This is a genomic window from Paenibacillus sp. PCH8, assembly GCF_002968835.1.
In the GTDB taxonomy this organism is placed as follows: domain Bacteria; phylum Bacillota; class Bacilli; order Paenibacillales; family Paenibacillaceae; genus Paenibacillus.
Genome location: NZ_PKQK01000002.1, coordinates 63819 through 87401, shown reverse-complemented (window position 1 = coordinate 87401; position 23583 = coordinate 63819). Strand labels below are relative to the sequence as shown.

The window sequence follows — 23583 nt, the reverse complement described above, 5'->3', positions numbered from 1 at the left end:
CCTCCTACATCGCATATTTTTGCGCATGATTCAGAAAGGTATGGATTAGATCATGATCCACGCTAGTTAGCGTTCGTTCACCATGATAGGCTATAAAATAATCCAAACTCATCTTATCTACAGGAATTGGATATATATTGTATTCAGAGGCACACGCTTCGATACAGATACTTTCAGGCACAATGGTTAGACCCAAATTATGCTTTGCCAGCTTGAGTACAGTGTATATTTCGTTACTTTCCATAATGATGTTAGGCTGAATTTTGTAGACACTCAATAGTTGGTCGATCTGTTTTCTGATCGCTGAGCCTTTCGAAGTTAATAGTAGCTTTTGACTCAATATTTCACTTATATCAATTGTTCCTTCTGCAATGACAGCTACATCCTTCTGGTATAGTTCACAGCAGCGCGGAATAATAGCTCGATAACTGTGCCTGCCCCAGCTAACTGAGTTTAGGTTTGGAGAGATACTCCCCGAATTTTGCCCAATCCAAAAGTCTAACTCATTGTTTTGGATGCGTTTCTCATTTTTTTCAGGTAAATCTTCTATAAGGTTTATTTTATATACAGGATGAAGCTCTAAAAAAGTGGGTAAAAAAAGGGGTGTTAAATAAGAACCAAGGCTAGGAAGAATTCCGATCCGTATCACCTTTTTGTCATGATCCGATACATATGATATTTCCCTGATCAATTTGGCGTAACTAGTTTCGAGTGAAGTTAAATACTGATAATATATTTTTCCCTGCTCGGTTAATCGGTACGGTAGCTTGTTGCGAGTGATAAGCTCACAGTTCATCTGATTTTCAACTCTTTGAATAACTTTGGTCAAGTAGGGCTGAGAAATATAAAGTGATTTGGCAGCCCTGCTATAGTTACTGTATTTCAATAGGCTGTCAATGTAACACAAAATATCCTGAGATTCTAATTTAGACATGTCCCTCACCCTTTGTGAAAAAAATAACAAACTTTTAATTTGAGCTGATTATAACAAATTAGTTATCAAACTGCAATGAATAACTATTAGATCATTTTACCTTTGATATGTTAGAGTTATGCCGAAAGAACGAGTCTGACATGTACGAATATCATTTCGAATGACAGAAAGGGGATTACGATGAATTATTTAGCTATTGTGGGCACGAATTCGGATGTGTCAACGAACCGCATGTTGCTTCAATTTATGCAAAAGCATTTCTCGAGTGAGGCCAAGATTGATTTATATGAAATCAAGGATTTACCTGCGTTTATTGAAAAAGATGAGATAGAGGATGCCAATGTTGATATTCCTGAAAAGGTAAAAGACCTATCGGATCGAATTGCCAAAGCTCAGGGCGTAATTATTGCCACCCCGGAGTATGATCATGCCATCCCTGCCGTTCTGAAAAGTGCGCTGGAATGGATCAGTTACACGACTCAATCCTTGATAGACAAACCTGTTCTAATCGTGGGTGCTTCACACGGCTCACTCGGCTCTTCCAGAGCGCAAGCGCATCTTAAACAAATTCTGGATTCGCCAGAGCTTGGTGCGAGAATGATGCCTAGTAGCGAGTTTCTTTTGGGAAAATCCCAGAGTGCATTTGATAGTAGTGGCAGTCTCATTGATGCTGCAAAAGTAGCGGAGCTTGAAGAAATCTTCAGAGAGTTTGTTTTGTTTACGGAGATCACTACTGAACTGCTGTCAAAAAGGACGTTGAAGAAAAAAATGAAAAAATTTTCCTGGCAAGAGTAGGGGGCTAATCATAATGAAAATCATAGCGATCGTTGGTACAAATGCTAAGAAATCGTATAATCGCAAGCTGCTTCAGTTTATGAAGAAACATTTTGAGTCCAGAGCAGCCATTGAAATCCTTGAAATTACAGATGTTCCGATGTTTAATCAATCCGATAACCAAACGAACAGTGAAATTATACAAACGTTTAATGAAAAAATATTGGCAAGTGATGGTGTCATTATTGCCACTCCCGAATATAACCATTCCATCCCTTCATCCCTTAAAAGCCTGCTTGAATGGTTGAGCTTTGAAATCCATCCGCTTGCTGGCAAACCCGTGATGATCATTGGTGCGTCACAGGGAACACAAGGTTCCTCACGAGCGCAGTTGCATCTTCGTCAAATTCTGGATGCACCAGGTGTCGAAGCTAATGTGATGCCAGGGTATGAATTCTTGCTTGGAAGTGCACATCAAGCGTTTGACGATTCAGGTAAGCTGATCAATGAAGGAACGATTGATTTTCTGGAAATATGTTTTCTGCGCTTCCTGCGGTTTGCCCAAATTTCAAATCAGCTCAACGAAGAAGAACAGTTTACTTATAAACCCGGTGTGTATGAAATCAATGCCATAGGTCACAGTGGAAATCTTCCGATGAAGGTATCCTTTAGTGAGAATAGAATCGAAAGTATTGATATCGATGCGAAGGGTGAGACCGAAGGCATCGCCGATGTCGTTTTTATCAGAATTCCGAATAAAATCATCGAGGGTCAGACGCTAAATGTGGATGCTCTCTCGGGTGCTTCTGAAACCAGTAACGCTGTCATCAATGGTGTAGCCAAAGCGGTTAAGCTTGCTGGCGTTAACCCTGACATACTCAAAAGACGGCCAAAACCTGCTAGCAGCCAGATGAGGGACGACGAAGAATATACTTGTGATGTGGTCATTGTAGGTGGAGGCGGTGCGGGACTAAGTGCGGCTGCTACAGCTTTACAACATGGAGCAAGTGCGATTGTTCTTGAGAAATATCCTGCCGTGGGAGGCAACACCATCCGTTCAGGTGGTCCTGTCAATGCTGCAGATCCTGTATGGCAACAACAGTTCAATGAGAATCCAGGAGAAAGACAGACGATTGAGAATTTATTAAGTACCAAAGAGAGCTTGATCCATCCAGAATATGTAGAGGATTTCCGTGCGCTAAAAGCAGAGTTTACAGCTTATCAGGAAAAGTTCGGCACACAAAAGGCTTATTTATTTGATTCCCCGCTTCTTCACAGAATGCAGACCTATTTCGGGGGCAAACGAACGGACCTGAACGGAAACATGATATATGGACAATACGATTTGGTAAAAGTATTAACAGACCATGCCTTGGAAAGTGTTACGTGGCTTGAGGAGATCGGGGTTGAATATGATAAGAGTATCGTATTTGCTCCAGTAGGTGCCCTTTGGCGCCGCGGCCATAAACCTGTCAAGAGCTATGGCTCTGCATTTATCATTGCACTTAGCAAATATGTAGAAGAGAACTCAGGAAAGATTATTACAGACAGTCCTGTTAAGCAATTGATCATCGAAGATGGCAAAATCGCAGGTGTTATCGCAACGGGTGTCAATGGTCAGAAAATCACCGTTCATGCCAAAGCGGTTGTGCTTGCTAGCGGCGGTTTTGGTGCAAATACACAGATGCTCAAGGAGTATAACACGTACTGGAGCCATATTGAGGATGATATCAAAACAACGAATTCTTACGCGATGACAGGTGATGGAATATCGCTTGGTAAGAGCGCAGGAGCGGCACTGACTGGCATGGGCTTCACTCAAATGATGCCGGTAGCGGACCCGGAAACGGGCGAACTCTTCAGTGGACTGCAAGTGCCTCCTGAAAACTTTGTGATTGTTAACAAAAAGGGAGAACGGTTCGTTAATGAATTTTCTGGACGAGATGTCTTAACCAAAGCTGCTATTGAGCAAGGTAGTTTATTTTACCTGATCGCTGATGATGAGATCAAGAAAACCGCAGCAAATACAAGCCAGGAAAAGATCGATCGCCAAGTCGAAGCAGGTACTCTGTTTAGAGCGGATACGATCGAAGAGCTGGCCGTGAAAATTAGTATGGACCCTCAGGTTCTTAGAAATACAATTGATAAGTATAACTCTTATGTGGATGCGGGCTTTGATCCGGAGTTCCATAAGGATACGTTTAGCTTAAAAGTCGAGAAGGCTCCATTCTACGCTACGCCTAGAAAACCGGCGGTTCACCATACAATGGGTGGTATCAAGATCGACACCCAAACTCGCGTATTGGATGAAAACGGTCAGCCGATTGCACATCTGTATGCTGCTGGAGAAGTTGCAGGAGGTATACATGCAGGTAACCGTTTAGGTGGTAATGCCTTGACGGACATCTTTACTTTCGGACGAATCGCTGGTAAAACGGCTGTTGATGAAATGAAATGATGTTGAGAATATAAAAAAGAAATGTAGATGACTCCAGGTTGCACATGCAAAGAACCCGCTTAACACAAGGATTTTCGAGTGTTTGCGGGTTCTTTTCTGTGTGAAAATGATTCGGCTTATTTGTGGCCCCGCTTCATTCTTAACATACCCCAAACCAAGCCCGGTGAAGGGCATATACGCCTTCTGTAATATCCTCAATACTCAATCCACCAAAACCAATCTGAACCATGGATTGCTCCGCTTGAGCTGGTCGCGCCCAAAAGGGGGATACCGGGTAGACCTGAACACCTTCCTTCTCAGCAGTAGCAATCAGCTTGTGTTCATCCATTCCGTTATGTACACGCAACAAAATATGAAGCCCTGCATCCTCACCAATGATGGTAACTTGAGCACCCATCATCCTCTGAATCATTGAAATGAGTGTGAATTGCTTCTGTCGGTATACCTTCCTCATCTTGCGAATGTGAGCTTCCCAATGTCCATTACTCATAAACAGCTCTAAGGTGTTCTGCTGAAAATGAGAGACTGTTTGATCATATAATCGGTAGTCTTGTTTACGGTGTAGCTCTAACATGGTCTGTGGTAGAACCATATACGCAATACGTAATGAAGGAAGAAGGCACTTTGAAAATGTCCCCAGGTACACGGTTCGCTGTTGGGCATCGAGGCTCTGCAGGGAAGGGATTGGTTTGCCGACATATCTGAACTCACTATCGTAATCGTCCTCAATAATGATCCCATCCTGGTCTGTTGCCCATTTCAGTAATTGCATTCTCTTGGCGAGTGGCATGACCATGCCATAGGGGAACTGATGTGACGGCGTAATGTAGACGATGCGGGCATTGCTTTCGTATAACTTATGGATATGAAGTCCATCTGCTTCCAACGGAATAGGGTGAATGTTTAGACCTTTATGTTGAAAAACTGTCCGAACACCGTCATATCCCGGGTCTTCCATCGCGATACCACGACTAACGTCACCTATTAATCCAGATAACACACCGAGCAGGTACTGAACACCAGCTCCAATTATAATTTGATCGGGTGAACAATTTACGCCCCTAGAGCTGTGCAAGTAATTTGCAATTTCCGATCGAAGTCCCGGTTCTCCAAGAGGATCGCCATAAGAAAACAACTTCATTTGGTTCTGGAGCAAGCTCTGATTGGATAACTTGCGCCAAGTGGCAAATGGAAAATGCTCAGCATCTACGTCACCATAACGAAAATCGTATCGAATCTCTGGGCTATCCTGAATACTGTTTTCCAACCAATTCTTACTCACAACATTGGATAGGGGCAATGCTTCCAGCTTCAAATCCATTATGTATAAGCCACTTCTAGGTCTGCTCTGGACATAGCCTTCGGCTAATAACTGTTGATACGCCATATCCACTGTATTACGGCTAATGTGGAGGTGGCTAGATAGGGAGCGAATAGAGGGAAGTCGGGTATCGGCTGGTAACTTTCCGTTCAGAATATCTTTCTTAATATATTGATAAAGCTGAGCGTATAACGGATCTCCAGACTCTCTGTTCAACAATAATGTTAAATCAATCATGCTAATCCTCCTCGTTGCCAAAACTGACCCTATTATTTTGTTGAGATTTGTCACTACTTATGGGGTCAGTCGGTTGTTACAATTATATCAGTTCCGGTCGAATTAAAAAGATACCCGTACACTGGAGTACCATTGTTTTAGGAGGAGAAGGAATGGACAAACCTATAGATGCTATGGAACGAATAGAAAATCCGTCAACACAAGCGGTGGAAAACTTCAATCAACACCCTGGTTACCGCCGTATGTTTGCCCCAGACCAATTGACAATCGGGCTGTTTTTACCACTTAAATTTTATAAAGGACACATGGATGTTCTAAAAGGTCAAGCTGACCTCGTGGAAAGCATTGATCAACGAAATTTCGCAGCCGTTTGGGTGCGAGATGTCCCTCTATTTGATCCTGGCTTTGGAGATGCTGGACAAGTATTTGATCCATTTGTTTATCTGGCCTACCTTGCTGCAAGAACCCAAAACGTCTCCCTAGTAACAGGAAGTGCGATCTTCACGCTTCGCCATCCGATTGATTTAGCGAAGGCTGCCGCATCTGTAGATGTACTGTCAGGTGGAAGACTTGTGCTAGGGATTGCTTCCGGCGACCGATCTGCTGAGTTTCCGGCTTATGGGATAGATGGGGAGCATCGTGATGTACGATTCCGGGAGACGGTGGAGTTTTTCCGTGAGCTTGTACAGGGTAGAACTGGCGCCATTCAATCTTCGCTTGGTCAAATGAGCGGACTTGAATTGCTCCCGAAGCCCGCAGCCGGTGGCATTCCGCTCGTTGTGACGGGTTCAAGCAGGCAGTCTTTAGATTGGATCGCAGAGCACAGTGATGGCTGGCTTACCTATCCCGAAGCGACGGCTAATGACTCCGGTCCTCGCATGCTCGGACGTAAGATCAATGCGTGGCGTGAGAAAATACCTAATGGCATGTTCAAGCCGCATATGACGAACGAATGGATTGATCTGGTGGAAGATGTTAATTATCCACGAACACCGCTTCGAGGTGGATACATATTGCGTACAGGACGGGCAGGTCTGATTCAGCTTTTGGAGGAATGGAGAGCGGTGGGCGTTAATCATGCTGCACTCGGTATTCATTTTTCAAGTCGACCTCCTGTTGAGGTAATTCAGGAGTTGGCAGAGGAAGTGCTGCCACTCTTTCCTACGCATATGGGGCCGAAGCCGTTGTTTACAGGGTGGTAAAGAATGAAGTCAACCCTAAATGATCTTTACTGGACAACATCTACATATTCCATCTTAGGTGATCAATCAGTACAAGTAGCGGCTTCTGGCCAGGGGTTCGATCCCCTAGGCTCCATAACGAAAAACCGTCATCACGTAATGAGATGACGGTTTTTTTCGTTATGGATTGTTCAGGTAGCTTAGTCTTCGCGCAGGGAGCTATACATCGTCTCGATACAGCAGCTCACGGATGGACTGCTTGATAGCACAGACACGACAGAAACTTTTTTGTAAGCGCTTTAATTTTATATAGACAAGGGGGGGTGATGGTGATAATATTGTTTCTATAAGAAACAATATTGTTCTAATAAAATATAATATTGGGTAACACAAGGACTTCATGCTTCAGTATATTAAAAAACGCCCTGTGCTAAAGGATTTCAACTGTTTGGTGCTTGAGCGTAGCGAGAGGGATGGGAAATATTATGAGTATAATTAAAACAACAATCGAATCCTTTGACGGTACTCAGCTTTATTTTAGTAAAGATTCAGTTAGTGATGCAAAGGCAGCCGTGGTCATCGTTCATGGTTTGTGTGAGCATGCCGGTCGCTACGATTATTTAACGGAGAAGTTAAACAAGCGTGGTTTTAATGTATTTCGTTTCGACCATCGGGGTCATGCCAGATCGGAAGGGCAGCGCACTTTCTACAGTGACTTTGATCAGATCATTGAAGATGTGAATGTTGTGGTTGATGCAGCGCTCCAAGAGAGCGGCGACATCCCGCTATATGTCATCGGGCATAGTATGGGAGGTTTTGCAACTTCCTCGTTCGGAACCAAATATCCAGGCAAAGTAAAAGGCATTGTTCTATCGGGGGCACTTACCCGTTACAATACGAAGGTTGCAGGAGAGCTGCCGATGGAACTTCCTTTGGGCACGTATTTTCCGAATGAACTTGGCAGCGGCGTATGCAGTGATCCAGAAGTTGTATCCGCTTACGCAAATGACCCGTTGGTAGAAAAACAGATTTCTGTAGATTTGTTCAATAGCTTGGGGGATGGAATAGCCTGGTTGAAAGAACATGCAAAGCAATTCATCGATCCCGTACTTGTTCTGCATGGAGCGAATGACGGATTGGTGAGCGAACAGGATTCTCGTGACTTTTACGGGGATATTGCTTCCACCGATAAAACGTTGAAAATCTATGCACATCTCATGCATGAGATCTTTAACGAACCAACTCGCGATGAAGTTATTGAGGAAGCGATAACTTGGATTGAAAAACGTATCTGATTTCAGTACATTAGAAGAGAGAGAGAATGGTTGAGAATATGAGGGTGAAAGGGATTACGCATGAAATTAGATTGGATGGGCGACCATCGGGATCTTATTGAGAAGATCATTAAGTACGGGAATGCATACTCAAACACCTATAAGCTGCAGCGAAGCTACGGAACAGATATGACATTCTCTGCTTCTCAGATTCAGACGCTTGAATATATTCTGGAAGCGGAGGAGCAGGAAGAGAAAATGTCGGAGATGGCTGCACGCCTTGGCGTTAGCCGCAGTACGTTCTCCAAAAACGTGAAAAACCTGAAGGAAAAAGGATTGCTTGAGAAATATCATTTAAGCGGCAATCGCAAAGACATCTACGTCAAACCTTCAGACAAAGGACGCGAGGTGTACACCAAATACACTGAATTTGTTCGAGAGCTTTGCTTTGATGAAATTTTTAAATATGCTGACCACATTTCAGAGACCGACAAGGAAAGCTTTATTCGCATCATGGATGTGTTCGCCGATGTATTGGTCTGGTATGGTGAAAAAGAACAAGAGCCGCGCAAGCTCATCCAAATTGATTCGGCCAATGATTAAATTTGCTACGATCTATGAAAGTTGAATGAGTCATCCCACACCAAAGGAATTTTCCCTAAGGCTATTCATTAGCCTGAAGGCAAATTCCTTTTTGTATATGAGGGGAGAGGAAGCTATATTTTTTCTTTTATCTGAGTTAATTAGGGAGAGAATGAATGAGAAGTCTGTGATCGATCGGTGAAGACATGACAATCAGGCTCGTATAGGTTCCATACTTGTCACACTGATTACTAAACTCTTCGAGAGCTCGTGTGGATTCGGTAACAACCTTTAATAAGTAACTGTGTTCGCCGCTTATACGGTGACACTCGGCAACATGGGGAGATGCATGGACAAAATCAAGAAATGCCAGACAGTCTCTAGTCCGAAACAACATATAAGCTGCCGTATGCTTTCCGATTTTTTCAGGAGAGATGACGGTGCGATACTCCTGAATAACTCCGCTTTCTTCCATTCTTTTAACTCGATCCGTTACAGCAGGTTGAGATAACCCCACGCTTTTACCCAGCTCAGTCATTGAAATCCTTGCCTGATTTTGAAGATATAAGAGGATTTGTTTGTCTACATGATCCACTTTCAATGTCCTCCTTTAAATTTAAGGCGTTTCATACAAAACTCCTTTAATTAATTTACATTTTCATTATAAGTTCTTGAATGTGATATGTAAAATGAATGACTTTAATTATAAAATAATCTACAGCAATAAAATGATCTATATATGAAAAGGGAGAGAGAGGATGGCATCATTGAGTAAATACGATTTTAATAAGGTAGGTACAGAAGATTTTAAGGCACGAATGGATAAGGTCAAAAATATAATCGCATTAGCCGCTATATGTTTGTCCGCGCTAATGTTCGGCCTCGAAATTTCCAGTGTGCCAGTGATACTGCCAACACTGGAAAAGGTATTGCATGGAAATCTCAAGGATATGCAATGGATTATGAGCGCCTACACCATTGCTAGTACAACTGTTCTGATGGCTGTTGGAACGCTGGCTGACCGGTATGGAAGGAAGCGTATTTTTATTGTCAGTCTCATCTTGTTCGGTATTACATCCTTGACTTGTGGCTTAGCGCAAAGCACGATAGTTCTGATCGTCAGCCGATTTCTTCAAGGCGTGGGTGCTGGCGCGATGCTCATCTGCCAGATAGCAATTCTTTCGCAACAGTTTCGGGAAGGAAAAGAACGGAGTAAAGCTTTTGGCGTATGGGGTATCGTGTTCGGCATCGGCCTTGGTTTTGGACCCATCATCGGGGGCATGATCGTGGCGGTTTCGAACTGGCATTGGGTTTTCCTAGTCCACGTTCCACTGACCATCCTCACGTTGATCTTTGTTATAGCCAGTGTGGAAGAGTCCAGAGATCCGCAGGCGAAAAAGCTGGACATCATCGGCATCATCACGCTATCGTTGACGGTTTTTGGGCTAGTATACTTTATCACGCAAGGGCCTGAACTCGGCTTTACCAGCGCGACGGCCATCAGTATCCTTGTTGCAACCGCAATATGTTTCACTATTTTTTGGTTTGCAGAAAAGCTCAGCACCCATCCGATGTTCGATTTTTCCGTATTCAGGATACGTAATTTTTCTGGCGCTCTTTTAGGCTCCATCGGAATGAATTTCAGTTTCTGGCCGTTCATGATCTATCTGCCGATCTATTTCCAGAGTGGTCTTGGTTACGGCATTGTGCCAGCAGGGTTGTCTCTCTTGGCTTATACACTGCCCACCTTGGTGATCCCTCCACTGGCAGAGCGTCTTTCGCTTCGCTATCAGTCGCGCATAATCATCCCAACGGGTCTGTTTATCATCGGAATTGGCTTCATATTGATGAAATCAGGCAGCAGCAGCGATCATGCTAGTTGGTTGACCATGCTCCCCGGTTCCCTATTGGCTGGTATTGGGCTTGGCTTAACCAACACGCCTGTAACCAACACGACCACCGGCTCGGTTCCGAGCACTCGTTCAGGCATGGCTTCCGGCATAGACACGAGTGCCAGATTAATCAGCCTAGCTATCAATATCGCAGTGATGGGATATATTTTGCAGGAAGGCATCTTGTCTTATCTGAAGGGTGTGCTATCTGGGACTATGGATGAAGTGCAATTGCGGTCTTTGGCGGAAAAAATAGCTGGCGGCAACACATCATCTCTCCAGCAGGGGTTACCGAATATTTCCTCTCTGGATGCAGCCGAAGCAATCGTCCATGCAGCTCTTGTGCACGGCTTTGGCTTGGTGATGCTCTATGGCGGTATCGGAGTCTGGATTTTGGCCGCGATCAGTTTTATGATTTTTAGACCCAAGAAAGCTTTGTTGCATAATTAGAGCCTGAAGGATATGTATTTCTCTTAACCTATAATACCTCTCTTCACTGGGCACGATGAGGTCAAGGGGATCACCTAGCTCCCTATTGAATGAAGTCGATCTGTATAGGTCGGCTTTTTGACATACGGGTTGTTTTGGACGAAAGTCCACACGATGCGTACCATTTTTTTTAAAAAAATAATTTCAGGTCATCAGCCCACTCCCTCCGCGAATGTCCTTCATACAGTATAAAGTGCCTTGCGTTGAAATACTGAAGAACAATTGTTCACTAGGGAGTGGGAAAGTGGGAAGTGTGAAATCACAAACAAAGCTTACCGGGCGGGTTATTTATAAAGGAGATCCGGGATATGAAGCGGCGCGTAAAAACTGGGACCCGCATACCGACAAATATCCTAAAGTCTTTGTTTTTGCCAAAAAAACGAAAGATGTCTCTAATGCCATCAAATGGGCACGTGAAAACAATGTACCGATTAGGCCACGGAGTGGAAGACATGCGCTTGAAGTTAATCTTTCACAAGTCAACGGGGGAATTGTCATTGATGTAAGTGACCTGAATACAATCAAGCTGGACCCAAAAAATGGAACAGTGATTGTGGGGACGGGGAACCGAGTGGGTAGGATTGCTCATACGCTTGCACGGCAGGGATTTATTGCCCCCTTCGGAGATAGCCCTACCGTGGGGATTGGCGGCATTACACTAGGTGGAGGGATTGGGCCACTCCAGCGTACCATTGGTCTGATCAGTGATAACCTGCTTGAACTGGAGATGGTGGATGCGAATGGGAAAGTCATTCGTGCGAACAAAAACCGTAATGCAGATCTGTTTTGGGCTTCCCAAGGAGGTGGCGGCGGGAACTTCGGGGTCTACACTCGTTACAAATTCAAAGTGCGTCGTGCGCCAGCCAAGGCTACTGTATACCGTATCACCTGGCCGTGGGCTCAATTCGAAAAGGTGCTCAAAGCATGGCAAAAGTGGGCTCCATCCGTTGATACCAGATTGGGCAGCGAATTGTCCATTGGACCTAAAAAGGGCGGCAATGTCAGCATGGAGGGGCTATTTCTCGGCTCCAAAACGGAAGCACTCCGTCTGTTACAGCCTCTTACGAGTGTCGGAACACCGACAAGTAGCATTATTCGGTCTTTACCTTACACAGAAGCCGTAACTTTCTTGTTGCCTCCTGATCCGGTGCTTACCCAAAGGTACAGTAATCAGTTTTCTTCCGGTTTCGGAAGGCGTTCATTTCCTGACAAGGCCATCAAATCCATGCGTGAATTTCTAGAGAATGTGGAAGGTGAGTTTGCTGGCTTCTTCTTCCTCAATTGGGGCGGAGCAGTAAGTCGCAAGTCTCCGACTTCAACCGCGTTCTACTGGCGCAAAGCGAAATTCTATGTGGAGTGGAACAGTTCCTGGACCAAGAAGTCTCAGGCGGCTAAGAATATTGCAATCGTTCGGAATACACGCAAGAAATTACAACCATACATCGTTGGGTCCTATATCAATGTTCCGGACCAAGGGATTGAAAATTCAGGGCCGGTCTACTATGGAGCCAACTACGCGAGATTACGCAGAGTCAAGGCCAAATATGATCCGAAAAATGTGTTCAACAATCCGCAGAGCATTCCTCCCGCACGCGGCCTAAAGTAGGATCGATCAAAAGGGGCTGCCTCAAAAGCCCTTAAAAAGAATATGGATGAAAAACCATAACATCCACGCATGAAAAAGGGACGAAGCAGAGTTTCATTCTGCCTTGTCCCTTATATTCTAGCTCTAGTAGTTAGCTTTAACCGTTATTTCTTTTGGTTTGCCATCCACTCCATTAGAGATACGGCTTTGCCTTTAATTTTAACAGGCTTGCCATTAAAGTCTTTGGAGATGTCATTATTCAGTACTGGAATCCAGGACCAATGTCCATTGTATTCATACGGAGTATCATTTCCATTTCCTTTGGTGTACAAACCACTGGTGTCTAACACGTTATCAAAATAAGAATAATGAACATGTTTGGCTCCAGCAGCAATCAGTCGTTGATAGGTAGCTGTAGAAGTCTTGGACGTATCGACAGTCTGATCCGCTCCTGCAGCCGTGAACCAGATCGGAATGTTCTTCAGTTTGGCAATATCCTGTTTGGTCAACAATTTATCTTCGTACGCTTCTGCGGACGGGTAGGCGGCCGCGAAATAATCAGGGTTCGCAAGCAGCATGTTCAAGGTCATGAATCCACCGTTGGAGCAGCCACCAATGTAAATCCGATCCGGGTCAATACCCGACTGATGTTGTTTCACATATTGTTTAATCAAGGCAGTCAACGATTTGGTGTACATACTGCTTCCATCTTGCGTGTATTGCCCGGTTCCGTTATTCATCCAGAAGGTTGGTGTTTGAGGCACCAATACAGCAGCATCGCCAAAATATTTCTGGATCGATTCTCCTGCAAGTGCAGTTACCTTATTACCCAGCAGGGCAACTCTCGGATCTGTTCCTCCTTCACCGGCACCGTGTAACCAAATGATCAATGGTTTTTTCTTCTTGGTATCCGGCATGTAAGAGGCATAGGTTAGATTAATCTGGCCAAACTTGGAGTCGTTATAATTAAATTTGCCTGATATATCAAATACCTCAACGCCTTGCTCAATCATGGTATGCGGTGTTTCTGGTCGTGTGGTCAGATGGTCAACGTTGTTGCCGATGTTGTCCTGAAGGGATTTCTGCTGAATAATGGTATACTGAAGCTCTGCATATTGGTTGGTAAAGGTCTTTAAATCAAAGGTAAACGGATTAGAGGTTACCCAGTCAGGATGAACTTTCATTTCAATCGTAATATATTGTCCTGTGGACATGGAAGATGTATTCCCGTTTTTGTCTGAAAGGTAAGCATTATCAATGTACCTGCTGCTGCTATCTGATCCATCATACTTTTGCTGAGTTTGCATGTTTATCATCGGATAACTTCGTTCTGCAAGGACTTTGAACGTGTCTTTGGTGAGTGTACTCGCTTGAATGATTACGCCTGTATCCAGGATGATTTTGTACACACCAGGCCCCCAATCATAGCCTTTAGTTACGAGGGAGTAAGAGAGAGGCGAACGGGTTTCGTTCAAATTGTTTGCGCTTACATTAGTGGAGATGAGAAGAGCGGAAGTCACAGCTAGAGCCAGAAAACTCGAAAGCAGTCCTTTTTTCATATTCATCAATATGTACCTCCAATGTATTATGTATACAGCACTACGATTGTACCACTTAAACCGCAAAGTGGAAAATACTGTTTCGCACGTTGCTCTCCTTGGACTGAACTACAGAAGAGTATTCAAATGAATGAAATTGAACGAAAGAAGAACCTTGTGAAAATCATCGTTGGATGATCTTCACAGGGTTCTTCTTTTAAATGCAAAGCATGTAATGTATTACACGACGTAATAATTTTAAACGTTAACTTTTTCTCCAGCAAATACTTCAACGTTCATTGGAGCGGCCATGAATGCTGCTGCCTGTTGAACAAAAGCTTGGAAATGAGCGCTTGTGTTGTGAGAAGCTGTAGCAGCTTCGTCTTTCCACAGTTCGATCATCGTGTATTGTTGTTCACGATCTGTACTTTTCACCAAATCATAGCTGATGTTGCCTTCTTCTTGACGTGTTGCAGCGATCAGTTCTTTGGCTGCGGCCAAAAAAGTTTGTTCTTGATCTGCTTTAACTTGCAGATGTGCATGAATGATAATCATAATAGTCAACCTCCATCGTTTGTTTTGTAATATATTAGTTGGGAACAGTAATGTTAGTAATGTTTCAGTTTAAACAGAAGAAGTGACAGCTATTAAGCCCAAGTTGTAATGGTATCTACTGGCAAACGGTAGGAAGGGTGACCATCCTTGGCCGATTTACCGATCGAGATCAACATAACCGGTTGATAACGTTCTTTGTCCATGCCGAATGTTTCAGCGATTTGATCTTTCTCATATCCACCGATAGGGTTCGTATCATAACCATGAGCACGTGCAGCAAGCATCAATTGCATAGAAGCAAGACCCGCATCAATCAGGTTAACATCACGCAGATCAGCAGCAGGTATGTTGTCATAATAAGGTTTAACAAATTGAACTTGTTGAGCCTTCACTTCTTGTGGCATATAGCCATGCTCTACAGCTTTGCTGAAGATTTCTTCCAGATATTCACCGTTCTTCATATCGATAAATACGCCAACGACAGCTGCGGAAGTCAACACTTGGTTTTGATTGAATTTCGCAAGTGGAGCAAGTTTTTCTTTGCCTTCAGTGGTATCTACAACAAGGAAACGCCAAGGTTGCATGTTAACAGAAGAAGGTGCACGTGAAGCTTCTGCCAGAATTTCAGTCATTTCTTCACGGCTGATTTTCACTTCTGGATCATAAAGTTTCACAGAACGGCGACCGTACGTAATTTCGTTAAAATCATTGGTTTTTTGGAATTTGCTTTGAATTGTACTCATGGAAATCTCTCCTCTATATGTGGGTGTTAGAAATTATTTTGCATACGTTCAAGGAAATCAGCGAGAGCATGAACTTCGTCTTCACTAAAATCCTGTAGTATCTGGTTGATAAAATTGGTCTTTTCTACTTTGTAGCCTTCAATCTGCTTCCGACCTTGATCGGTTAGACGAACAAAAGTTACCCGATTATCTTCGGGGTTCTTCCGTCTCGTGACCATCAGGTCCGCTTCGAGCTGCTTCAAGTGGCGTGTAATGGCAGCACTATCGATGTTAATGATTTTCTGCAGCATGGACTGGTTAATCTCATCTACCTGATCCAGCTCATGCAGAATTTCAAAGCGAGAAGAACTGATCCCCGTACAGCGTTCAAACTTGGGGCTGATTTTGTTGCCCAGCACGTTCAACAGATTGATGATCTGCTCTTCTTTGGAAACCATACGTGTCATGACTAGACCTCCCGGGTGAATCTGAATCATGAACAACGGCGTATGTTAACAAATAATTAAAGTTGCCAGTATACAATGCCATTGTCTAATGATTACTTTGGCTGCTCACGATCATTGATGTATCAATATTTGATACCTCAACCATTGATGGCTCAAATAATATATCATGCCTTTTATGATTTTGCAATAGGCTCACAATAGAATTTAAAATCGAATTTGATGCTCCTGATATGTAACCAAGTTTAGTCCGTATAGGGTGTCCATCTTTAGGTGTTGATATGATTGTTCTTGTTATTGAGAATTATTATCAATTAAATTATAATAAAAGGCAATGTACAGAAAGAGCGAAAATGATAGACCCGTAACAGCCAAGAAGTTTGAAGTTGGCGGAAGGGAGGCAAATAGCAATCATATGAATATGAATGATCACCTATTATTGTGGAATCATGTTTTTGTCAAAATACAGGATGTGCGTCAAAATGTTTTGCGTGCTGGAGAGAAACTGAACCATTATCAACTCCCGGCCAGTGCCTATCTATATATAGTAGACGGAAGTGCACGGATAAGGATGGATCAACACGGGTACGTCGTGGATGGATTCCACATTATTCATGGAGGGAAGCGGGCTCAATTGTACATTGAGACAGATTCGGGTGTGGAGTATTATATGATTTTGTACAAAGTCATTCTGGCATTGCCTTGTCGTATGGAGATTCAGCATCTGATGGATCATGAACGTCCGTTCCAGGACCAATATGCATTTAAACCGACTCGTCCGCTGGACATGTATCAATGTATGGATGCACTGAAACAGACGTGGGAGCAGTCGACTAGTCTGACACAATTCCATGCCAAGACTTTATTTCATCAATGGGTACACTCTTTGCTGAAAGACCTGCATGATCAGTCCATTCAGCCCTATAAGCCGGATACGGTCACACAGGCTATTGAATATATGAATTCTCATCTGCATAAACCTATCGCCCTTGATGTAATGGCTGAGGTGCTGGAATGCAGCGTGGGACACTTATCGAGATTGTTTAAACAAAAGATAAATAGTAGTCCCATTCAATATCTCGCACAGCGCCGGATCGAGAGAGCTGCACACCTGTTGACGCATACCAATGCCACATTGCAGCAGATCGCAGAGCAAGTTGGTTACCCCGATGCCCATTCGCTGAGCCGCAGTTTCAAAAAAATCAAAGGAATCTCACCTATTCGCTACAAAAAAGGAATTAGTCAACATATGGGTAAGCCGATACAGGCGTTGCAATGGAACAATAAGCAAGAATTGCCCCGTGTTATGCAAGAAAATGCCCTTCATTCTCAACCTTCACATCTATATAATGATATTGATTATCAATATCACAAGAATGTTGGAGGGGAAATACTAATGCAAGGAAAATTCAAAATGACAGCATTAAGCATGATGCTGTGTCTCACGTTATTGCTCGCGGCCTGTTCCAGTCCGGCACCGTCTGCAAGTGGTACGCAAACAGAGAATAATGCGGCTACTACACAATCGGGTAACCAGGCAACGGACGCAGGAAAATCGACTGCACAACCAGAGACACGGACCGTCTCTACAATGAGAGGAGATGTGGTGATCCCGGCCAATCCGCAGCGTGTTGCTTCGGATCAATATATGGGATACCTGCTGAAACTGGGCATTATACCAGTTGGAGTAAGAACATTTATGCTGAACGAAGGATGGATTGAAAAGTCTGACATTGCTACTGATATGATAGCGGGTATTGAGGATTTGGGAGGAGAATTCCCAATGAATCTGGAGAAGTTAGTGTCACTTGAACCGGATCTCATCATCGGTTCCATCGATAAAAATATTGAGGATTACGAAAAAATAGCAACGACTGTCTTCTTACCTTATTGGGAAGGCGATAAAACTTCTGGTCCACTGGAAAAGCTGCGACGAATTGCTGGGGTATTCGGCAAAGAGAAAGAAGCAGAGCAATGGATCACGACATATGAAGAGAACATCGAAGATACTAAGAAGCAGATTGCTGGTGTTATTAAAGAAGGCGAGACCGTATCCATTGTACAAATTGGATATAAAGCGTTGTATGTACTGGGTGCAGAAGGAGGGAACTATGGTAGTTCCACGATCTATGAGATGCTGAAACTGCCTCCTACCAAGCAAGCACTCGATATGAAGGAGGGATTTGAGAGTATTTCCCTTGAGGTGCTGCCTGAGTACATGGGAGATCATATCTTCTTATATGGTTCGGGCAGTGAAGACGCCAAAGAGATCCTGAATAGCGAGGTGTGGAAACGTCTGCCTGCTGTGCACAAAGGACAGGTCTACGCCTATGGTTCCTTAGATGGTACAGAGGATGAGTTCGTCATGGAGGACCCGTATTCCATGGAGCTGCAGCTGGATACAATCACCCACCTATTACTGAAAGCACAAAAATAGCATTACTCAGGCAATGCACAGAAGGTAGATTCGCACAGGGAAGGGAAGTCATCATGGAAGAAAAGGATTGGATCAGACGACTGAATCAACTTTATTTCTCTGCTGTCCATGTCTGCCATTACTCCAGCACTCCGGGGGGAGTCCAGCGCAGGATCTGGAGAAGGTTCGCCATATGCAGGGTTATTGCTGGCAAAGGAGCCCTGACGATCGATAACGTTGTATATACGGTATCTCAGGACGAGTGGTTTCTATTGAAGCCAGGAATGCATGTGGAATTCCAGACGGATATGGAAGAATCAGTTCGATATCAGATCATTTTATTTTCATGTGTGAGGCTTACCCGTAGACGGAATGTGTGGCATACGGGGCTGGTTGATTTTCCTGTTACGGGCAAGCTCAATATTTCTTCCAATGCACGCGATATTCAAGAGTTGATGGATACCCTATTCCATGAACAACACTCTGATTTGGAAATGGAAAACACAAGCAGGAAGCATCAAGTGCATCTGTTGTTGATCCAGTTGATGATACATTCAAAACAATCAGCTTCGCCTGTAGCAGACATGGATCTGGCACTTGATTATATGACTCATCATTATATGAAAGAGATTCGAGTCGATCAGTTGGCCCGGATGGCGGGGCTTAGTGTGAATCATTTTATAAGAACGTTCAAACGCCAATTAAACATGACCCCAATCGAATATGTATTGAAACAACGCATGGCAAAGGCCAAACAGCTATTGTTTTCTTCTGACAAAATCAAGGAAATAGCGGAGCAAGTTGGCTACAAGGATGAGCACTATTTCAGCAGGGTCTTCAAGAAGAACGAAGGAATTGCCCCAACCTTATATATGAAAAATAAAGTCAGCCGTATTGCCACATTGTATTATGGGTTGGACGATTATGTAATAACGCTCGGTATGAAGCCCGTGTCCACATTGTCCTATGGTCAGAGAGTGGCCCAGCATGTTGCAGTACCTTCGCTTCAAGCACAAAGTCATCAGGGACTTATCCTGGATAGCTTCAATCTGGACTATGAGCAATTGAGGCGAATCCAACCAGATCTGATCATTACAAGTGATCGTCTGCAGCCCAATGAATCCCTGTATCATATCGCACCTACTGCCATGTTGAAGCACACAAACCATTTTGGCGAGAGGCTTCTGTATATGGCGGACATTATGGGTCGTAACGAACAGGCTGTCCAGTGGATTGAACAGCATGCGAATCTGAGTCGGGTTCTACAAGGACGCATTCAATCAAGGTGGGGGAAACAGAGTGCTATGTTCATCCGGGTGTCCTCCCATTTTTACCGAATGTATGGATTGAATAATCAGACAGGAGCTCTATTGTATGAGGATCTGGGATTTCATATGCCACGTCATTTCCCGGAAGAGAAGTGGGCTGTGGAGACGAATGTTGGCGTTTTGCATTTATACGACGCAGATCATCTATTTGTCATGGTCGACCCTACAGAAGAGGCTCACGCTCAACTGCGACATTTGCAGCAATCCACCGAATGGCTGGCATTGAAGGCTGTTCAGGAAGGGCGTGTCTATAATGCAGGAGACATTTTCTTCAAAACGCTGGGTCCAACCGGACGATTGTGGTCGATGAGATATGTAGCAGAGCAGCTTGGTGTCACCGCACGGTGATATTGTACAAGTGAAGAGAGTGGAATAATCCATGGTAAGCCTGTTTGCTTTTCCCTACTATAATGATAATGATTATTATTATTATTATTAAATAGAAGAGGGGATTCACTAAAATGTTAAAACAGAGAGCAGCCTATATGATTCTGCTGACCCTGCTTATGATGGTTTTGGCGGCATGTGTCAAGACAGCGGAGGTAACGGAAGCAACACCTCAGAATCAGGATACACCTGTGGAAGAGAGGGGTACACAATCGATTGAGCATCTCAAGGGAACATCGGTTGTACCCCAAAAGATAGAGCGTATGGTTGTATTATCCGCTGCTTACATCGATCACATGCTCACGATTGGTGAGAAACCTGCGGGCGTTAATGTAGAAGTACGTTACGGAGGAGATTACCTGCCTTATCTGGCAGATCAGCTTGCAGGTGTTCCAATGGTTGGCTCGGCAGATAGTCCCAACCTGGAGGCCATCCTTCAGATCGATCCGGATGTCATTGTAATTGAGAGCCGGACGGCTGAGAATTCGTATGAACAGTTGGAGAAAATCGCCCCGACTATTGTATTGGGCAATGAATGGTCGGATTACGAAGATGACACGACCTATTGGACTCAGGATTTGTTGACTATTGCCGGGATGTATAACAAGGTTGATCTGGCGAAAGAAAAGATTGCTGAGGTAGAGCAACAGGCAGAGCAACTTAGAACAGAGATGGAACAACTGGATCAGAAAAATCTGGCTTATCTGCGGGTAAGAGAAAAGAACTTGCAAATCTATGCTGCAAAAGGGCATCCAACCAATACACTCTTATATCATGATCTTGGATTTGTCCCCACTGCGGTGACGCCTGCTGAACAACGTGAGGACCTGTCCATGGAGAAAATTGCGGATATTGATGCCGATTTCGTAGTTCTGGAAGTTGATCCGAATGCCGAGGATTATTTAAACAGCATCAACGCAAGCTCACTCTGGAAGGAAGTGCCGGCTGTTGGTACAGATCAAGTCTATACGACAGACTCTTTCTGGTTGTTTAAGGGATGGGGAGCAATAGGACGAAGCGATATTATCGATGAAGTTAAAGGTATGATTCAATAGATGGGACGTTATCAAGAGCATGACCATTCAGAGATGTCGGCAACGTTAGAGCGTTCTTTTGTAACGAGGATCAGAGCAACTGGTGAGGTATCCAAGTATCCTTTCTGTGTAAGGGATTTGTTCAATGAAGAGAAACGAGACTCGATATTGCGTGAACAGGCTTTGCAACAAGGGCTTCTACTGAGAGGGGAGGGGAGTGTGGCTGTCGGTACACTTTTTGCCAAGCGTTATTCGGTATTGGTTATGGCCGTGATCTCAGCATTTAGCCTATACGATACTTCACTTAGCATTGCAGAAGAGGATATACGGTTTGAATTGAATGGAGAAGGTGGCATGCGATATGAGACGAGGCTGGCAAGAACCTGTATGACAGGCAGTGAAGATCCTGCCGAGCGAGGATTGGAAATTAGCATGCTCAGGGACAGGTTACAGTTGCATCTGGAATATGTTTTTCAATCGGTAGCCGTGGCGACAGGAGCGAGTTATAAGGTGATGAGTGCTCTGGTTGCGCACAATGTGCAACAATTGGTTATGCGGATGATTGATGATCGAAGAATATGGAAGACGGAACGACGGCTTGCACAGATGAAGGTTGATCAAAGTATATGGCTGGATCGATCAAACGATAATACATTTGCCATCCGGCTGCAACGCTTCGAGCACTCCAAGTGGCAGGGACCGCCGTTCTTGATCCGCCGATATTGCTGTTTGGCTTATCAGGTTGGGAGCGGCAGTCATGCACACGGTTACTGTAACAGTTGTCCGAAACTGGATTCGGAAGCAAGGTGGCAGAACCTTTCACAGCACTGAAGGGTACTTTTGTTTCTCGTGTACGGATCTTTTCAGTCGAGCCATATGTTCTTCACAACGGATGCCAGAAGCCTGAGCCTCTAAGTCCCAAATCTGTTTTATATAGAAAAGGGGCTTCCGGGAATAGGGCTGATCTGGAGCTGGTTCCACTCGGGGCAACCCGGGTGCTGAATCCAGACTTCCTCGGTCTCCAGTGCATCGAAGCTATGACGCCATCTCCGTTCACTTAAAATGAAATTCAAGGCTGGCCCATTCCGATGGATCATGATATTGCGGAATTCTTCGAATCTATCCTGATGAACATCGACAGACTCCACCGTTTTTCTTTTTTGTGTTGATTACATGAATCCGATATACTTCAGGTTATTGATCAATTCATAACTGTACGTTGGAAGGAGAACATGATGGTTAAAGATACAGCAGCTTCGGTTAATCGGCGAAATGATATTATCTCCGCAGCGATAGAGATCTTTGCAGAAACGGGCTATTATCGTGCAACAACAGCCCAGGTGGCAGAAAGGGCACAGATTTCACAGCCGTACATATTTCGTTTTTTCAAAACTAAAGAAGATTTATTGTTAACAGCACTGGAAGTGTCTTGGGCAAGAGTGATTGACACGTTCCGGACGGTGGTGGAGACGGCTACGCCAGAAAAGTTAGAAAGTGATCTGATTGAGGCATATGAACAGATTCTTGAATCCCATAAGAGCGAAATCTTGCTTCAAACGCAGGCCCAGACTATTCGGGAAGAAGTGATCCGTCAAGCGATGCAACAAGGGATAGGTGGTATAAGAACCATGGTTCTGAAAGCTTTCATTGACGCAGGAATACCTCAAGCTGAGGAAAAAACGAAGATTTTCCTTGCGGTAGGACTGTTGTGTAACATGTCTGTAGCACTTAATATGCCGGAATTGATGAGGAATTAAAGGGAATCTTTCCTTTTTCACATTTAGTTATTGATCAATCACTAATAAAAGAAAGAGGTTGATATACGATGAAGAAAGTTATTGTTATTGGAGCAACAGGCGGAATGGGTGCAGCTATTACCTATGGAATTGATTAGAGGGGATTCATACAATCGCATTTGGTCGTTCACGGTCCAAGTTTGAGCGGCTTTCACTGAAGCTGGGTTCACTAAGACATCTGGAGATTGCGGTGGGAGACGCATTTCAAGTGGATGATATCATTAATGTTTCTCGGGGAACTGATGTCATGTTTCATTGTGCGAACGTACCGTATAACGAGATGGAGAGCAGGCTCGGGTATCATCTCATGTCATGACATTGTGCGTATTGCACAAGGGCTGCAGGTGGAGTAGAAGGAGGATATATTTTTTTGGAAATTGTAATTGATTGATCACTAACTATAAATACTACATATATGTACTGATTAGGCGGCGCACAGAGCAAGTCCAGGGCATAGAATGCACTATTGCAAAAAGCGGAGATTTGAAGTGGTGTACAGGGAGGAGGGATTTTCTTGTGAGCTATATATCCAAAAAGAAGCGTAAAGTTTCCTCAATTAGTACAGTTCGACGGAAATCCAAAAAATCAAAAATACGCTCTATCCCAAAAAAGAAAA

The 23583-nt window shown here is 44.0% G+C and carries 19 protein-coding genes; 12 read left to right on the top strand and 7 right to left on the bottom strand.

The window, feature by feature from the left end:
- Positions 1-4: 4 nt before the first annotated feature.
- The gene (locus tag C0Q44_RS13025) at positions 5-934 is read right to left on the bottom strand and encodes a LysR family transcriptional regulator (RefSeq protein ID WP_105407768.1); all 930 of its coding nucleotides are present in this window, start codon (positions 932-934) and stop codon (positions 5-7) included.
- 180 nt (positions 935-1114) lie between these two features.
- Between C0Q44_RS13025 and C0Q44_RS13020 the strand changes: the two genes are divergently transcribed.
- Together C0Q44_RS13020 and C0Q44_RS13015 are read left to right on the top strand one after the other, a co-directional pair.
- Entirely contained in the window at positions 1115-1729 is a 615-nt protein-coding gene (locus C0Q44_RS13020; RefSeq protein ID WP_105407767.1) for an NADPH-dependent FMN reductase, read from the top strand.
- Between the two features lie 13 nt (positions 1730-1742).
- On the top strand, positions 1743-4166 hold the full coding sequence (locus tag C0Q44_RS13015; protein WP_105407766.1) for a flavocytochrome c: 2424 nt from the start codon (positions 1743-1745) through the stop codon (positions 4164-4166).
- 139 nt (positions 4167-4305) lie between these two features.
- Here C0Q44_RS13015 and pdxR read toward each other — a convergent pair whose 3' ends face one another.
- Positions 4306-5724 carry a MocR-like pyridoxine biosynthesis transcription factor PdxR gene (gene pdxR, locus C0Q44_RS13010; RefSeq protein WP_105407765.1) on the bottom strand — a complete coding sequence of 473 codons (1419 nt, stop codon included), beginning with the start codon at positions 5722-5724 and terminating at the stop codon, positions 4306-4308.
- Positions 5725-5876: 152 nt separating this feature from the next.
- Here pdxR and C0Q44_RS13005 point away from each other — a divergent pair, with 152 nt between their 5' ends.
- From C0Q44_RS13005 to C0Q44_RS12995, 3 genes are all read left to right on the top strand, one after another.
- Positions 5877-6926: an LLM class oxidoreductase gene (locus tag C0Q44_RS13005; RefSeq protein ID WP_105407764.1), complete on the top strand. Its 1050-nt coding sequence runs from the start codon at positions 5877-5879 to the stop codon at positions 6924-6926.
- Positions 6927-7390: 464 nt separating this feature from the next.
- Positions 7391-8200, top strand: a complete 810-nt coding sequence (locus C0Q44_RS13000) for an alpha/beta hydrolase (RefSeq protein WP_105407763.1) — start codon at positions 7391-7393, stop codon at positions 8198-8200.
- A gap of 60 nt (positions 8201-8260) precedes the next feature.
- Complete coding sequence (locus C0Q44_RS12995) at positions 8261-8782, top strand: MarR family winged helix-turn-helix transcriptional regulator (RefSeq protein ID WP_105407762.1); 522 nt, start codon at positions 8261-8263, stop codon at positions 8780-8782.
- A gap of 136 nt (positions 8783-8918) precedes the next feature.
- Here the strand turns inward: C0Q44_RS12995 and C0Q44_RS12990 are convergent, their stop codons facing one another.
- Positions 8919-9356, bottom strand: coding sequence for an Lrp/AsnC family transcriptional regulator (locus C0Q44_RS12990; protein WP_105407761.1), 438 nt, complete (start codon positions 9354-9356; stop codon positions 8919-8921).
- A gap of 163 nt (positions 9357-9519) precedes the next feature.
- Here C0Q44_RS12990 and C0Q44_RS12985 point away from each other — a divergent pair, with 163 nt between their 5' ends.
- Positions 9520-11103 (top strand): MFS transporter, encoded by a 1584-nt coding sequence (locus C0Q44_RS12985; RefSeq protein ID WP_258166302.1) that lies wholly within the window; start codon positions 9520-9522, stop codon positions 11101-11103.
- 292 nt (positions 11104-11395) lie between these two features.
- Positions 11396-12748, top strand: coding sequence for an FAD-binding oxidoreductase (locus C0Q44_RS12980; protein WP_105408475.1), 1353 nt, complete (start codon positions 11396-11398; stop codon positions 12746-12748).
- 143 nt (positions 12749-12891) lie between these two features.
- Here C0Q44_RS12980 and C0Q44_RS12975 read toward each other — a convergent pair whose 3' ends face one another.
- The 4 genes from C0Q44_RS12975 to C0Q44_RS12960 form a co-directional block, all read right to left on the bottom strand.
- On the bottom strand, positions 12892-14292 hold the full coding sequence (locus tag C0Q44_RS12975) for a prolyl oligopeptidase family serine peptidase (RefSeq protein ID WP_105407760.1): 1401 nt from the start codon (positions 14290-14292) through the stop codon (positions 12892-12894).
- Between the two features lie 231 nt (positions 14293-14523).
- Complete coding sequence (locus tag C0Q44_RS12970) at positions 14524-14820, bottom strand: putative quinol monooxygenase (RefSeq protein WP_105407759.1); 297 nt, start codon at positions 14818-14820, stop codon at positions 14524-14526.
- Between the two features lie 92 nt (positions 14821-14912).
- A complete protein-coding gene (locus C0Q44_RS12965) occupies positions 14913-15563 on the bottom strand; it encodes a nitroreductase family protein (protein WP_105407758.1) in 651 nt (216 codons plus the stop codon).
- A 26-nt stretch (positions 15564-15589) separates the two neighbouring features.
- Positions 15590-16009: a MarR family winged helix-turn-helix transcriptional regulator gene (locus tag C0Q44_RS12960; RefSeq protein WP_105407757.1), complete on the bottom strand. Its 420-nt coding sequence runs from the start codon at positions 16007-16009 to the stop codon at positions 15590-15592.
- Between the two features lie 412 nt (positions 16010-16421).
- On the opposite strand from C0Q44_RS12960, the gene C0Q44_RS12955 reads away from it, so the two are divergent.
- The 5 genes from C0Q44_RS12955 to C0Q44_RS12935 all read left to right on the top strand — a co-directional run bounded on the left by C0Q44_RS12955 (position 16422) and on the right by C0Q44_RS12935 (position 22928).
- Entirely contained in the window at positions 16422-18443 is a 2022-nt protein-coding gene (locus C0Q44_RS12955; RefSeq protein WP_105407756.1) for an AraC family transcriptional regulator, read from the top strand.
- 53 nt (positions 18444-18496) lie between these two features.
- The gene (locus C0Q44_RS12950) at positions 18497-20098 is read left to right on the top strand and encodes an AraC family transcriptional regulator (protein ID WP_105407755.1); all 1602 of its coding nucleotides are present in this window, start codon (positions 18497-18499) and stop codon (positions 20096-20098) included.
- A 113-nt stretch (positions 20099-20211) separates the two neighbouring features.
- Positions 20212-21192: an ABC transporter substrate-binding protein gene (locus C0Q44_RS12945; protein WP_105407754.1), complete on the top strand. Its 981-nt coding sequence runs from the start codon at positions 20212-20214 to the stop codon at positions 21190-21192.
- Entirely contained in the window at positions 21193-22002 is an 810-nt protein-coding gene (locus C0Q44_RS12940; RefSeq protein WP_105407753.1) for a (2Fe-2S)-binding protein, read from the top strand.
- A gap of 404 nt (positions 22003-22406) precedes the next feature.
- Positions 22407-22928, top strand: a complete 522-nt coding sequence (locus tag C0Q44_RS12935; protein ID WP_105407752.1) for a TetR/AcrR family transcriptional regulator — start codon at positions 22407-22409, stop codon at positions 22926-22928.
- Positions 22929-23583 lie beyond the last annotated feature (655 nt).

Excerpts from the sequence above, each read along its gene's own strand:
- C0Q44_RS13025 (WP_105407768.1), bottom strand. The coding sequence starts at position 934 with ATGTCTAAATTAGAATCTCAGGATATTTTGTGTTACATTGACAGCCTA.
- C0Q44_RS13020 (WP_105407767.1), top strand. The coding sequence starts at position 1,115 with ATGAATTATTTAGCTATTGTGGGCACGAATTCGGATGTGTCAACGAAC.
- C0Q44_RS13015 (WP_105407766.1), top strand. The coding sequence starts at position 1,743 with ATGAAAATCATAGCGATCGTTGGTACAAATGCTAAGAAATCGTATAAT.
- pdxR (WP_105407765.1), bottom strand. The coding sequence starts at position 5,724 with ATGATTGATTTAACATTATTGTTGAACAGAGAGTCTGGAGATCCGTTA.
- C0Q44_RS13005 (WP_105407764.1), top strand. The coding sequence starts at position 5,877 with ATGGACAAACCTATAGATGCTATGGAACGAATAGAAAATCCGTCAACA.
- C0Q44_RS13000 (WP_105407763.1), top strand. The coding sequence starts at position 7,391 with ATGAGTATAATTAAAACAACAATCGAATCCTTTGACGGTACTCAGCTT.
- C0Q44_RS12995 (WP_105407762.1), top strand. The coding sequence starts at position 8,261 with ATGAAATTAGATTGGATGGGCGACCATCGGGATCTTATTGAGAAGATC.
- C0Q44_RS12985 (WP_258166302.1), top strand. The coding sequence starts at position 9,520 with ATGGCATCATTGAGTAAATACGATTTTAATAAGGTAGGTACAGAAGAT.
- C0Q44_RS12975 (WP_105407760.1), bottom strand. The coding sequence starts at position 14,292 with ATGAATATGAAAAAAGGACTGCTTTCGAGTTTTCTGGCTCTAGCTGTG.
- C0Q44_RS12970 (WP_105407759.1), bottom strand. The coding sequence starts at position 14,820 with ATGATTATCATTCATGCACATCTGCAAGTTAAAGCAGATCAAGAACAA.
- C0Q44_RS12965 (WP_105407758.1), bottom strand. The coding sequence starts at position 15,563 with ATGAGTACAATTCAAAGCAAATTCCAAAAAACCAATGATTTTAACGAA.
- C0Q44_RS12960 (WP_105407757.1), bottom strand. The coding sequence starts at position 16,009 with ATGACACGTATGGTTTCCAAAGAAGAGCAGATCATCAATCTGTTGAAC.
- C0Q44_RS12955 (WP_105407756.1), top strand. The coding sequence starts at position 16,422 with ATGAATATGAATGATCACCTATTATTGTGGAATCATGTTTTTGTCAAA.
- C0Q44_RS12950 (WP_105407755.1), top strand. The coding sequence starts at position 18,497 with ATGGAAGAAAAGGATTGGATCAGACGACTGAATCAACTTTATTTCTCT.
- C0Q44_RS12945 (WP_105407754.1), top strand. The coding sequence starts at position 20,212 with ATGTTAAAACAGAGAGCAGCCTATATGATTCTGCTGACCCTGCTTATG.
- C0Q44_RS12940 (WP_105407753.1), top strand. The coding sequence starts at position 21,193 with ATGGGACGTTATCAAGAGCATGACCATTCAGAGATGTCGGCAACGTTA.
- C0Q44_RS12935 (WP_105407752.1), top strand. The coding sequence starts at position 22,407 with ATGGTTAAAGATACAGCAGCTTCGGTTAATCGGCGAAATGATATTATC.